This is a genomic window from Bacteroides sp. DH3716P, from assembly GCF_025914115.1.
GTDB lineage: Bacteria > Bacteroidota > Bacteroidia > Bacteroidales > Bacteroidaceae > Bacteroides > Bacteroides ovatus.
Genome location: NZ_CP083673.1, coordinates 5,965,724 through 5,979,417, shown reverse-complemented (window position 1 = coordinate 5,979,417; position 13,694 = coordinate 5,965,724). Strand labels below are relative to the sequence as shown.

The following is a 13,694-nucleotide window of genomic DNA, read 5'->3' as shown; positions in this document are numbered from 1 at the left end:
CTCAATCTTTTTATTCAATAGGAGTCAGAATTGCTGCCCAACCACCGCCTTTGGCCATTGTGACATTGATCGAATCACCTTTTGAAACTATTACCTCTTCTGTTTTAAAATCCGATGCATAAACATCTGCGTTCACACCATCTTTGAAAACTTCCATTTTATATTTGTCTGCCTCAAGAAAATTCAGTTTTACTTCAATGCTGCGGGCATTCCAGTCTGTCAGGCCTGCCAAATACCAATTCTTCCCATTTTTACGAGCAATCACCAATTGTTCTCCGATTTTGGCTGTTATCGCTTTGGTATCGTCCCAAGTGGTAGGTATACGGGAGATAAAGGAAGCAAATTCAGGAGCTTTATAATAGTTTGAAGGAGAATCTGCTAACATTTGTAACGAGCTTTCATACACTACATATAAGGCTGCTTGATGGGCACGCGTACCTAAACTGATCGGATGCACGAAATTGATGTAAAAATCTTCTGCTGTCGCATTGTTTACTGCACCAGGCGTATAATCCATCGGACCGGCTACCATTCTAGTGAATGGAAGTATCAGGTCATGTACCGGATTAATATCTCTTGAATCTTTATCGTGTTCTAATCCCAGTACACCTTCAAAAGTCATCACATTGGGGTATCTCTTTTGTAAGCCGGAAGGTTTGAAAGAACCATGAAAATCAACGAGTAATTTACGGTCCATAGCCGCTTTTCCTACACGCTCGTAGAAATTAACCATATATTGATCCGAACGTTGCATAAAATCGACTTTTATACCTTTGATTCCCCATTTTTCATAAATATCCAGAATTCCTTCCAAATCTTTATCCAGCGGGTTCCACAAAGTCCATAATACAAGACCAACGTTTCTTTCCTTTCCATATCGTACAAGTTCCGGGATATTAAGTTCGGGGATTGCCTCTTTAATATTCCAAGTCCCGGCTGACCATCCTTCATCTAATAAAATATATTCAATTCCGTATTTTGAAGCGAAATCAATGAAATATTTATAAGTATCAGTATTCACACCTGCCTTAAAATCTACTCCATATACATTGAGTGTACTCCACCAATCCCAAGAGATCTTTCCGGGTTTAATCCATTCTGTATCTTGAGTGACAGATGGAGAGGCCAATTGATATACTAAGTTGTTTTCAATTACTGCTTTATCATCCTCGTTAATCATTAATACACGCCAAGGGAAGGCTCTTGTTCCTTCAGTCTCAGCGATGTAAGAGGCCTTCTCCAGCAATACTTCATCACGGTCAGTACCTTCTTTTAGTGCACTTTTTAAAACTACAGGAGGAAATTCACCGGATAGCGTGTTATTACGATCACCCGTTAAAAATAGATTGGGATAATCGAAAAGATCGGATTCCATAATAACAACTTTCGTTCCTTTAGGAGTAGAGAGGTAAATGGGTAGATAGCCTTTCATATCCTTAGTGAGCGAGGAGATGTTTAATTCATCAAAAATGGCTTCGCAGTGTGTGAGGTATTCTTGATTCTTTTCTCTTGGCCAATATAGCTTACACCCTTCAGTCCAGTTCTGTTCAATAGTTTCGGTATTAATAATAACTTTAGGTTGCTTTAATGAAGTCTCAAAACGATAAGCGGCTCCATTGTTATATACTCTGAAGACTATTGCGTAGTTACCTTTACAAGTCAGAGTTAACTGGTTATATTGATCTTTGATAATTCTTTGTTTAAGTGGAATGACAGCTGTTTGCTCCGAATTTACTTTAAGTGTTTTAGCTTTTATTACTTTCGGATTTACTCCCGGTTGTTCAGTCTGCCCTTCAATATCCATCTGCATCAGACTGGGATTTAGTATACGTTCACCATTGTAATTAATACTCCAACTCAATTGTTTTCCGGCTGTTACCGTCACCTTGATTTTTCCATCCGGTGAACTTACAGTGTAGTTTTTGGCTTGAGTTACTATGCATGTGCATAAAATAATGTGTAATAATATAAGTACTCGTTTCATTTTATATATTATATTTTATTGAATATTCTCTATTTAAAGACTCTCTGCTCGTTGAATTCCTTCTTTAATGGGTGTCCATTGATTGAATTCTATTACTTGCACAATGTCAAACACCATTAATCCTTCGGATTGGGAAAGACAGACATAAACAGCATCTGCTATATTGTCCTTATGATTTAAAGCATACAAAGTGCCATAGACTTTACATGCTCCATGAACAATGCGTTGTGCACGCGCTATTCCATATTCTATGGATTCGGGATCGTTCAATCCAAATATTTTGGTTAAATAAGTTCCACATAGAAAGGTGTCTAACAATCCGGCAAAACCTGTATTTTTATATTCAGGTGAAGCCCAACTGTATTCTTTGGAAAAATCGTATTCGGTGGATGCCCAATTTTGTCCTTGCCCATAAATAGCATGAATCCATGAGGCAGCCCAATATTCTAATTGAATATCCGGTTTAATGTTTTTAATTTCTGTGCGCACCCGTTCTACAAAATTACGTATGACCATAGAGCGGAACTCCCACCATTTCTTGTAATAAGTCCCTGTCCGTTTAGTGCCATCTGTATTCCAAATGAAAATATCATCCGGGAACCGATCTAATTGCTTTCCGATGTATTGTTCGAAAGCCGTTTTTGTTGCCTCCGAAAAATCACTTTCATCTCCCGGATAACGGCAATAGTCTAAGGCAAAACCATCAAAATTGTAATTTGTAACTAACTCTTTTATAAAATTCAGACAAAAGTCTTGTACTTCCGGTAAAACTGGGTTTAAAAAGGCGGAGACTTTTGTTTTATCGTCCTTAATATCTATCAAACCCTGATCTTTGGTATATTCCAAACAAGTTTTTCCATCCCATGTATCATCACGGTACGCCATACCATTTTTAGAAGAAGGTAGGCCTGCCGTAAATATAGTAGCAGAGACCGTAACTTTAAGTTCACGTTTATGAGCCTCATCAATAAAAAATTGAAGATAATCCCAATCTCTTTCGATATGTGTATCGGCAAGATCGGTCAATGGGGTTAAATAGGAACTTTTAAACAGGGCATCGCCTTGTACAGGACGCACATCGACTACAATTTTATTAAAACCTGTTGATTTGGCGAGATCAAGATAATATGTGATATTCTCTTTTTTTGAGAAACGTTCAAAATTTGCTTCTGCATCAAACCAGAGCATTTTTTCTTTTTCAGGAGTTGGTTCTTCCGGAATGACAGGAGTGGGAGGATTTGGCTCGGGAAGCTCGGATTCTACAGTCTTTGTAGAACAACTACTAAATGATAGAAGAAAAAAGAATAATAAAATGCTTGGAATGTATTTCATACTTTATTGTTTTTATTTCCCGACTTCAGGCTGATATTTAGAAAAAAATACAGTCTGAAATCGAGAATAATAAGAAAGCTAAATAAAATAAATTTGTTATCCTAAAGATCTTTCGACCGTTATTTTAAAGCTACTGCCGTAGTTATAGCACGTTGGGCACCAGCACTTGGCTTTATCACCGGTTGACCGTTGACCAACATACAAGTTGAACCACCACCATCAAGATTCATAGCATCTACACAACCTAAGCTCTTCAGGACATTAGCCATCATAGCCATATTCATACCTTTTACACCTTCCGTTACACTGCGGCCTTCACAAACGAAAAATATCACCTTATTATTGGCTGTTATTCCGATAGCGGTTCTTGGATGATAACTTTCGGGAGCAACTCCACTTTCTTCATCAAAAAGTTCTTCAATAAAAGTATTTCTCACACTTCCGTCTTTCAACAGGATCGGTCCACCTCCAATCGCCGTTTCTGCATTTAATTTCACGCCTCTCGTCGGAAAATAAGCCGAAGGTGCAGGTTGAGGCTCATAACCGGACTTATTGGGAGAAGGTTGTTCATAGGTATATGTCACACCATCAGTTGTTGTATAAGCCCAATCTGTGGAGAAATAGCCATTCTTTGACAGCTGAAAGATACCTCGTGTAGGATAATAACTCTTTTGAGAACGTATTTCCTCCTGCGAGTTCACAGCTAAGACCTCTCCTTCACGGCATAGCAAACTGACAGACTTACCTGCTCCCATTACAAAATATCCACCATTCATAATTATCGGATATTTTTGTTGTTCTGCTTGCCAGATTTGATTGGGAGTCTTAGAATATATCAGGTCTCCTATAGTCGCAAAATTAGCTTTTGACATATCCGCAACAGCAATAAAAGCTATGGCTTTCATGCCTTCCAGTTCTGACGGAGATTTGTATACACTTATGTATTCAGGTAATGTGCCAAACTCTGTTGTCTGTTTAACCCAGCCTAATGTTGTCGGATCAGGATCCGGCATTACCACCTTTTCATTATCATCATCTGAACAACTTGTCGCAGACATGGCGGCAATCATGAAAAGAAGCCAATATTTTGATATATTTTTCATTATCATATCGATTTGATCGTAAATATTTATTTCTAGTTATCTTTGTGCTTCCGCACGTTCTATACCTTTTTGGATATCATCCCACAGATTCATTTCAATAACCTGTACTATGTCGAATATCATCAATCCTTCCGATTTCTCAAGACAAAGACTTACTGCATCGGCTATATTGGTTTTATGATTTAAAGCATATATCGTTCCGAATACTTTGCAATCATTACCAACCAATCTCTGTGCACGGGCAATACCATACTCTATAGATTCCGGATCATCCATGCCATAGATACGCTCTAAATACGTTCCACATAAGAAGGTATCCAGATAAGGTGCAAATCCTGATTCATTGTAGGCTTCCGATCCCCACGGATAATTTAATGAGAAATCAGATTTTGGACTGGCCCAATTCTGCCCTTGTCCATAAATACCATGAATCCAGGAAGCGGCCCAATACTCTAGCTTTACTTTATTATTGATAGAATGAATTTCTTTACGTACCTCTTTCACAAAACTAGTGATAACATTAGCCCGGAATGCCCACCATTCTTTATAATAAATTCCAGGATTTTTCGTTCCATCGGCATTCCAAGTGAAAATATCGTCTGGAAAGTTCCGGACTTTTTTTCCTAAGTAATGTTCAAAAGCTTTACGACTGTCAGCAGAGAAGTCACTATCATCTCCCGGATATCGACAATAATCTAATGCATAAGCATCAACATCATAGTTTCTCACTATTTCACGAACAATACTTAAAGCAAATTTGCGGACATCTTTACGAACCGGATTTAAAAAAGCTCCTACTTTTTTCTTATCCTCTCTGATGTCAAGCATCTTTCCGTCAGGTGTATATTCCAAGCATGTTTTCCCATCCCAACGTGACTCATCATAGACCAGACCTTCGCGGGTAGCGGGATGTCCGGACGGAAACATTGCAGTGGAAACAGTGACTTTTAATCCTAACCGACGAGCTTCATTGATAAAATACTGCAGGTAATCCCAGTCACGATGAATTACTTTACCATTCACTGTTGTAAGTGGAGGTAGAATTTTACTTTTATACAGTACTTCCCCGTATATAGGTTTGACGTCTACTACCACTTGATTGAATCCTACTGATTTAGCTTTTTCCAAATAGTAAGAAATAGAATCTTTAGAGGCAAAGCGTTCAAAATTAGCTTCTGCATCAAACCAAAGGTATTTAGGTTGTTCTTTGCCCCTGTTCCCGGCAAAGGAACAGGTAGCAAATAACAATAGAAAAAACGATATAATGCTTTTATTCAACATATTTCAATTCTATATAATTAGGAGTATGCCTATTTCTCGTATTTTGTAAGTTCATAACAACGAATACCTACACCATAACCGTAATAGAGATATAATGATTCTCCGTCATCACTTGGTGAACAAGTAGTCCAGATACAAGAGTTGGTAGTCCATGGCTCAATTGTTTCTGTGATAGGTAATGAATGATTACTAGACGGGTCTAGCAGGTGCAGTCCAACCCAGCCCCAACCACAAGTTATGGTTGCTCCGTACCATCTGCCATTAAATGGAATACCTCTACCGGAAATAAGTACATGATTTCCCCAGCCAGCGTATCCTTTCTTATTCCACATGTCTATATATGGACCTGTGATGCTGCTAAATGCCCCTGCCGTATTTGCTTTATAACCGATTTCCGGTCCCATTACACCTCCGGCATTCACTGCGTCTATTACGTAAAATGGTGGGTTATCCGACATGCCGAGTACAGCCACAATCTGTCGCCAGTTACTATCATTACTGGGACGACCGGTAACCAAGGTTGAAGTGCCTGTATATGTACCATTCTCAAATTTGTAAACTGCATGTGTACCTACACCATCAGGTTTAGAATCATAAACATATCCCACTTTGTCAATATCACCGATTGCAGAAACTTTATTTGCTCCGGGAGTTACATTAGCAACCTTTTGTGGAGCTCCCTCAACAGTAGTCCATCTGTATAATCCTACATTTTTTACTACACCGATCAAATTACCGGCGTCATCATTGACTAACTGGCACAAAGAAGCGTCTATTCCTGTCACATTCAAAGTCTTATCTACTTTCTGCCCTGTATATTTATCATAGAAATTAAATTGGGTGTCTATTATATAATTACCAAACACTGCACCGAAACCATCTTTGTTTTTATTAGATGGAGTGGGTACACTAATTTCCCATTTTTTGAAAAAATATTCAAAACCTTCTCCATCATTTACTTTTCCGCCATAAGTCCATTTTACGGTCCAGTCAGTGGTTGTGCCATCTTGCGCCTTCACTGTGTAATGTACATCTTTTGAAAAATCTTGAGGTACATCGGGGGTAGGTGTAACTGTTGCATATGGAGAGATAAAGAAAGAACAAGTAACTCCATTGAGTTTGCTCAAATCTAAGTCCGGAGTAATCTTAAATTCAATAATGTTACCATCCTTAACGGTACCCTGTTTATAATTACCCTCGCCCAATCTAACTTTGAATCCGGTTATATCAGTGTCAGAGTATAATGTTGGATTATCCGAGCATGCGGAAAATGCAACCATTGTTGCCATGACAGCAACTTGAAGCCAATTATGATATTTTATTTTCATAACATCTACTTTTTTAATTATTTGGGTGTTTAGCAATCAAAGTATACTCCTTTTGCGTTCCATCACCTGCTACAATAGTTAGTTTAAATGGAGTAGATAAATCTTTAGCACCAGTCAATGAAGGATAAGCAAATGCTGCTACAGGCAAATTGGCTGTTATATATAATTCGCTCAATTTCACTTTTGCCGGAAGTTCGAAAGTTATATTTCCATTCTCTGATATGACCCCATCATAAGTAGTACCATCTTCCGGAGAATTAGCACGAACCATAATGGATATGATATCACAATCAGAATGATAATGGATATCATCATGCTTTTCACAAGAAGAAAAGGAAAAGCTAAATGCTATCATTAATATGATGTATGTAATTACTTTAAAATTTTTCATAACTATAATAATCTTTTAATATTACCAAGGAGCATTATTCTCACATAACGGATTATTCTGTAATTCATCTACAGGAATAGGTAGCAAGTAATAGCGTTCTGGAAAGAAGCGGTTTATATTGTCGTCACATGACACTTGTTCATAAGTATAAGAATTATCATCTTTTTTGGTTATTTTTGTTCCATGTGCTTGTTTTCCATCAATAACTTCGCCAGCCAAACGCCATCTGCGTAAATCCCAATAACGGAATCCTTCAAAGGCCAATTCACAAATACGTTCCTTACGTAATAGTTTCATAAATGAGTCTTTATCCGGTGCTTCCTGTGTTGTACGGTCCGGTAGGTCAACACGTCTTCTTACTTCATTGAGAGCTTCCAGGGCATCATCCTGATTTTTAGCATAATCCTGTTCTGCCAGAGCCTCAGCCAGATTTAACAAAACCTCCGCATAACGCATTTCAATCCAAAACTGATCGCTTCCCTTATCATCAAATTCGGTATTGTTTTCTTGTAGATATTTTCTGATGAAATATCCGGTAACAGTTTGTTTTTCTCCCGGATTCATGTTATCTCTGTAAGCAGCAAAACCGTTTTCTGCGTCTACATAGGTATAAATAGTCTTTTCTTTCCAAGTAGCCCCATTATATATAATGGATGCATAGAAACGAGGTTCACGACCTACATAAGGATCTTTGGCCATGGAGCCGCTCCACGAGAAAGGAGTTCCGTCAGCCATATCATAAGAATCAACCAGTTCACTTGTCGGGACAGCTCTTCTTATTCCTTGTTTACCGTCAGGAGCAAAATAGCGATCGAAATAATGGGGCATATCCGGAATTTTGTATGCTATGGAGAAAATAATTTCTTTATTACCTGCCACTTTAAATACATCTTTATATTCATCCATTAAGTCATACTTATTGAGTTTTTTAATCTCATCAGCAGCGGTAATAGCAATATCCCAACGTTTTGCAAAGAGTGCTGTACGACACATATAGGCATACGCTGCTCCTTTAGTCAAACGCCCATCCCATTTGCTGTCCCATTCTTTCGGAAGGTGTTTGGCTGCGAATTCCAAATCCTTCAGAACAAAATCCCATGATTCGGCTTCAGTTGCTCTTGCTTTTGCTTTTTCCCCTTCTGAATCAACTCCATTTGTTTCGTCACGAAGAATAACTCCTCCGAAAATTCTAATCATACGTGCATAATTCACAGCGCGAATAAAACGAATTTCAGCAATACGAGTATTGAGAAAATCTTCACTAAACTTACTTCCATAGATACCGGCATCACGCAGAAATACATTTTCTCTAAATATGTCAGTATAAAGTCCCCACGATGACATCGGATTATTATCTGATGTTATTGTGTTTTGCTGCAATAGAATCTTGTTATGAGCACTCCATGTTTGTGGAACTCCATTTCCATACTTAACTAAATCTGTATATCCATCGGTTAAGGATAAAGAAGAAAAGTTGGATAAGCCATTGAGAGGCTTATATAAGTAAGTCACATACATATCTAAAGAAGATTCCGAGCTCCAGGCTACTGTTTCTGAATATGAGTCTGTGGGATCTTTCTCCAACAAATCATGGCACGAGGTTAGAAACTGTGACGTAAACATCAGCCCTATCCCTAATAGATATAATCTTTTTATTTTCATAATTATTGATTTAATTAGAATGTGATATTTAATCCAACACTATAATTCTTTTGTTGGGGATAATAACCATTATTTATAATAGCCATTTCAGGGTCGCAATATTTAAATTCTGTGAAAGTAAACAGATTGGTGCCTGCTACATATACACGAACGTTAGATAGTCCAATATTGGCTTTCGCAAGTATTTTTTTAGGAATTGTGTAACCAAACTGTAAATTCTTCAAACGCAGGAAATTACCATTTACCAACCACCAAGAAGAGGTATATGCATTATTTCCGTTATGAATGGCACTTAATCTGGGATAACGGGCGCTAGTATTTTCCGGTGTCCATGAATCTTCTACCAGATAATAAGGAGCATTTCCTCCCGAGTAGAATGGTCGTGTATAGACCGTATTGTCCATTGAACCATGATTATAAGTACCATTCAACGTATAACTAACAATAGCAGCTCCTTGCCATAATGCACTCAAATTGAACCCTTTCCAGTTGAAGTCCATAGACAGAGAGTAGTTTAACTCTGGTAAAGTGCTGTGGCCGATTTTAACTTTATCCCCATCCCGCGTAATTTTACCATCTCCATTGATATCCTCATACATGATATCTCCTAAACGTTGAACTCCATTACCAACAAAAGGACGGTTATCCAATTGCTCTTGTGTTTGATATAAGCCTATAGCTTTATAGCCATAAATTTGTCCTAAAGGTTCACCTATGTTTGTCCGGTACCAAGGAGTACTTTCACTTTCAATCCGCGACAGAACTTTATTTCTAGCCCACGCTACACTACCGGTTATACTATAATAAAAATCATTAACGTGGTTTTGGTGCTTCAATACCAATTCAAAACCGCGATTGTCGATCTTACCCGTATTTCCTTTTTGAGCATAATTTCCTCCTAATGAAGGAGGAAAACCGCCACTCCGGCTTTCTTGTATATCTTTTGTCAGCTTATAAAATAAATCGAATTCTACTCCCAATAATCCATTCCACATTGTCAGGTCAGCACCAATATTGTAACTGCGGGTAGTAGACCAGGTTAAGCTGGAAGTAATAGAGTTGGATGCACCTAATCCTGCATAAGGAACTCCTCCGAATATATACGCATTCTTCTCTACCTTAAAAATGCTTCTATGCAAAAAAGCATCTGTATTATCACTACCCAATTCACCGACAGAAGCACGCAACTTTAACAGGTTGATAGAAGAGAAATTGTTTTTTATGAAGTTTTCTTCAGAGATTACCCATCCTAAAGATACAGAAGGGAAGAATCCCCATCTTTTATCTTTTGCGAATTTATAGGATCCATCTACACGAAAAGCAAATTCTACAAGATATCTTTTATCGAAAATATAATTGAAACGCCCTACATAACCAATAGTAGCTTTATCGCTATGACTACCTGTAGGATTGGATATAAATTCAGTACCTAATGAAAGATCAACCGGATCATTAAAATTATAGCCGCCCATCTTTCCTGTCATTGTAGAGCCTTTCAGTTGTGTCTGTTCATATAAGAATAGGGCTGAAACTGCATGCTTGCCAAAGGTATTAGCATACTCCACACTCGGGCGGACCATAAATCTTCTGAAAGAAGATGCAGATTTAGTGTAATTACCTTTCTCGCTTGTAGAAGAGGCACGCATTAAATTATATGATTTAGAATCTGCACTATAAGCATTAACATTGTATCCTACCAAGAAACCGTTATCTTCCGAATAACTAGTATCATAAACTAAACCGAGAGAAGCTTTCAACCCTTTTACCCAAGGAAAGGCATAACTAATTTTCATTGTACCATCAAACTCATGTCTTTGGTTTTTCTGAAATCCGCTATTCCTTAAAGTAGCGAGTGGACTCTGTGTGGTGGAACTACCAGGACCAATCCAAGCTGTATATTCTCCTTGATAATAAATAGGAATAATAGGGGCTGAATAAACAGTCTGCTGAATGGGATTTTGTTCAGCCTGTGCGCTTGTGCTAATTCCGGGCCAGTTCTTTTCTTCATAAAAGCCAGAAATATTAAGTTCGAACGTTAAATCTTTGGTAATATTACCTTCTACGTTAGAACGGACATTGTAACGATCATAATTCACATTTTCGATGATACCGGATTGATCCAACATGCCTATACTGGTGAAGAAACGGATATTCTTGTTACCACCGGAAGCTGAAATATTATGTTGATGTGTGAAGCCATAATCCTTAAAAACTTCTTTTGTCCAGTTTGTATTTCCATATTTACCTTCCGGATCATAGTTGTTAGCCACTTTCGTCTGAATATCAGCTCCATAATATGGCCCGTTACCATCAAGTTCACTTGCCTTATTATACCAATAAATATAGTCAGGACCATTTAGCATTTCAGGCATGGCTGTATTTTTCTGGAAAGTAACAGAACCGTCATACGAAAGAGTTACTTTACCTTCAGTACCTTTCTTGGTCGTTACCAGGATTACTCCATTTGCCGCTGCCAAACCATAAACGGATGCTGTAGCTGCATCTTTCAAAATAGATATGTTTTCTACATCATTAGGATTCACAGTATTCAACATACGTTCAACGCCATCCACTAATATCAGAGGACTAGAATCTAAAAAAGTACCTAAACCACGGATGTTGATAGATGTCTGGTCGTTTCCGGGAAGACCGGAACGTTGAACACTCGTTACCCCCGGTAACTTACCTGTCATCATATTAGAAAGATTAGCTTGAGGAGCCATCATCAACTCTTTAGAGCCTACTTGAGAAACGGAACCTATTAAGAATTTCTTTTTTTGAGTTCCATACCCCACCACTACAACTTCATCCAATGCTTGTGCATCTTCTTGAAGTCTAATAGTAATTTCTGAACGACCATGTAAAGCAACCTCTTGAGTCTGATACCCGACAAAGGAAACTACTAAAGTCGATTTTAAATCCTGTACATTTAGGCTAAACTGTCCGTCAATATTGGTAATAGTACCGTTGGACGAATTCCCTTTTACACTAACAGTAGCACCGACAAGCGGCTCATTGTTTGAGTCATACACTGTCCCTTTCACGTTCGTGTTTTTTTGAGCATGAACGTTTAAGAAAGAAAGCGAACAGATGAATAAGGCTATAAACCTTATACTCCATGTGATTTGTTTCTCCATATTAAATATTAATGTTAATAAAACAAGATAGTTATTTATAATTCATCAAATCTTCTAATGTTTTCCAGCACTGATACAGTCCTCTTGGCACATGGAAGCATCCTTTCCATTTTCCTCCTTTGAGTGGTAGCAATACTTCGCCTCTTCGGTTCAAGTAGCCATACCATTCAGGATATTCTTTATCCTTGAAATGCTCCCAAGTGTAGTCATGTACCTTTTCAAACCATTCCAAGCATTTTTTGTCTCCCGTCAATTGATAGCCTTTCAGCAGGGAAATAAGCGTTTCGATATGGACCCACCAGAGTTTCTGGTCCCACTCCAATTGTTGGGGAGGACAACCGTTACGATCCATAAAATAGTAGATACCTCCATATTGCTTGTCCCAGCCATAATTAAGCATCGTGAGAGTAGTCTCTTTGGCTTTCTCTATCAATTCCGGACGATTCAGACGCTTGCCTAGATCCATGATAAACCACATCGCTTCAATGGCATGTCCCGGGGTCACCTGACGGCCTTCAAAACAATCGACCAAATTACCGTCTATGTCCACGTTTTCAACAATGATACCTCCGAGTTCAGGACGATAGAAAACTTCCATCACTTCATGGATACAAGTATCCATTGTTTCCCGCAGATACATTTCATCCAATAAATGCTCTATCTCCAGTGCCAGGTTACAGAGGATCATTGGCAAGGCAAAGTTCTTCAGATTACGGGTACCCGGATGAAGCTTATTCCATCTCCCTTTCGGATTATCCACTTTGGAAAGGATTATGTCGAAAGTTTTCTTGGCAATGTCCGCATATTCCTGATTACCGGTTGCAAGGCTCAACTGTCCGAAAGCCATGGTGGCGAATGTATACGAGAATATATTATACGGTTCTACCAATGGTCTACCCGAACGATCAAGGGAAAAATACCAGTTATAGTAACTATCATGTCCGTATTTTTTTAGAAATTCACCACCTTGAACGGCACAATCCAGCCATTCCTTGCGTTTTTCCACTTTATTGTAAAGCATGGAGAACATCCACACCTCACGACATTGCAGCCAGATGAACTTATCCGTATCGAACACTTTTCCTTCACGGTCCAGACAGGTGAAATAACCACCATACTCGTGGTCTTGGGAGTGTTCAAGCCAGAAAGGGAGGACACTGTCCAGAAGTTCATCCTTGTACAGACTTGCCAGTTTCTCGAAATCCATACTATTATTTCCATTATAGATTGGTATGGGCAATTCAGCAGTGAAAGAGATGTCTGCTGAATGACCAATGTTGTTCTTACTATCCATATTTATAAGATGTTAGTTTATTGTTATTAAGGTCTGTTTTATATTTATTCCGAACGGGTCCAATATCTTTCAATCTCTTCCAGCGACTTCCCTGTAGTCTCCGGCACGAGTTTCCAGACAATCAGCATATACGGCACGCACATGAGGGCGAACAGGAAGAATGTTCCGGCGGGGGTAAGGTT

At 38.5% G+C, this 13,694-nt stretch carries 10 protein-coding genes; all 10 read right to left on the bottom strand.

Going from position 1 to position 13,694, the window contains the following annotated elements; translation table 11 throughout:
* Positions 1 to 10 precede the first annotated feature (10 nt).
* Complete coding sequence (locus KQP79_RS22935) at positions 11 to 1,984, bottom strand: glycoside hydrolase family 97 protein (protein ID WP_138343916.1); 1,974 nt, start codon at positions 1,982 to 1,984, stop codon at positions 11 to 13.
* Positions 1,985 to 2,017: 33 nt separating this feature from the next.
* Positions 2,018 to 3,316, bottom strand: coding sequence for a family 10 glycosylhydrolase (locus KQP79_RS22930; RefSeq protein ID WP_022199525.1), 1,299 nt, complete (start codon positions 3,314 to 3,316; stop codon positions 2,018 to 2,020).
* 119 nt (positions 3,317 to 3,435) lie between these two features.
* Positions 3,436 to 4,419 carry a phosphodiester glycosidase family protein gene (locus tag KQP79_RS22925; RefSeq protein WP_171036041.1) on the bottom strand — a complete coding sequence of 328 codons (984 nt, stop codon included), beginning with the start codon at positions 4,417 to 4,419 and terminating at the stop codon, positions 3,436 to 3,438.
* 36 nt (positions 4,420 to 4,455) lie between these two features.
* Positions 4,456 to 5,700, bottom strand: a complete 1,245-nt coding sequence (locus tag KQP79_RS22920; RefSeq protein WP_004308409.1) for an alpha amylase family protein — start codon at positions 5,698 to 5,700, stop codon at positions 4,456 to 4,458.
* A gap of 29 nt (positions 5,701 to 5,729) precedes the next feature.
* The gene (locus tag KQP79_RS22915; protein WP_004308410.1) at positions 5,730 to 7,028 is read right to left on the bottom strand and encodes a DUF5018 domain-containing protein; all 1,299 of its coding nucleotides are present in this window, start codon (positions 7,026 to 7,028) and stop codon (positions 5,730 to 5,732) included.
* A gap of 13 nt (positions 7,029 to 7,041) precedes the next feature.
* Positions 7,042 to 7,419 carry a hypothetical protein gene (locus tag KQP79_RS22910; RefSeq protein WP_004308411.1) on the bottom strand — a complete coding sequence of 126 codons (378 nt, stop codon included), beginning with the start codon at positions 7,417 to 7,419 and terminating at the stop codon, positions 7,042 to 7,044.
* A gap of 21 nt (positions 7,420 to 7,440) precedes the next feature.
* The gene (locus KQP79_RS22905) at positions 7,441 to 9,081 is read right to left on the bottom strand and encodes a RagB/SusD family nutrient uptake outer membrane protein (protein WP_074559357.1); all 1,641 of its coding nucleotides are present in this window, start codon (positions 9,079 to 9,081) and stop codon (positions 7,441 to 7,443) included.
* A 14-nt stretch (positions 9,082 to 9,095) separates the two neighbouring features.
* Positions 9,096 to 12,218, bottom strand: coding sequence for a SusC/RagA family TonB-linked outer membrane protein (locus tag KQP79_RS22900; RefSeq protein WP_138343919.1), 3,123 nt, complete (start codon positions 12,216 to 12,218; stop codon positions 9,096 to 9,098).
* Positions 12,219 to 12,249: 31 nt separating this feature from the next.
* The gene (locus KQP79_RS22895; protein ID WP_138343921.1) at positions 12,250 to 13,425 is read right to left on the bottom strand and encodes an AGE family epimerase/isomerase; all 1,176 of its coding nucleotides are present in this window, start codon (positions 13,423 to 13,425) and stop codon (positions 12,250 to 12,252) included.
* Positions 13,426 to 13,556: 131 nt separating this feature from the next.
* Positions 13,557 to 13,694, bottom strand: a 138-nt coding sequence (locus KQP79_RS22890; protein WP_264386647.1) for an MFS transporter, incomplete at its 5' end; no start/stop codon positions are given.

Bases quoted from the DNA above. Each gene is read 5' to 3' on its own strand.
- KQP79_RS22930 (WP_022199525.1), bottom strand. From the start codon at position 3,316: ATGAAATACATTCCAAGCATTTTATTATTCTTTTTTCTTCTATCATTT.
- KQP79_RS22905 (WP_074559357.1), bottom strand. From the start codon at position 9,081: ATGAAAATAAAAAGATTATATCTATTAGGGATAGGGCTGATGTTTACG.
- KQP79_RS22920 (WP_004308409.1), bottom strand. From the start codon at position 5,700: ATGTTGAATAAAAGCATTATATCGTTTTTTCTATTGTTATTTGCTACC.
- KQP79_RS22895 (WP_138343921.1), bottom strand. From the start codon at position 13,425: ATGGATTTCGAGAAACTGGCAAGTCTGTACAAGGATGAACTTCTGGAC.
- KQP79_RS22910 (WP_004308411.1), bottom strand. From the start codon at position 7,419: ATGAAAAATTTTAAAGTAATTACATACATCATATTAATGATAGCATTT.
- KQP79_RS22915 (WP_004308410.1), bottom strand. From the start codon at position 7,028: ATGAAAATAAAATATCATAATTGGCTTCAAGTTGCTGTCATGGCAACA.
- KQP79_RS22935 (WP_138343916.1), bottom strand. From the start codon at position 1,984: ATGAAACGAGTACTTATATTATTACACATTATTTTATGCACATGCATA.
- KQP79_RS22900 (WP_138343919.1), bottom strand. From the start codon at position 12,218: ATGGAGAAACAAATCACATGGAGTATAAGGTTTATAGCCTTATTCATC.
- KQP79_RS22925 (WP_171036041.1), bottom strand. From the start codon at position 4,419: ATGAAAAATATATCAAAATATTGGCTTCTTTTCATGATTGCCGCCATG.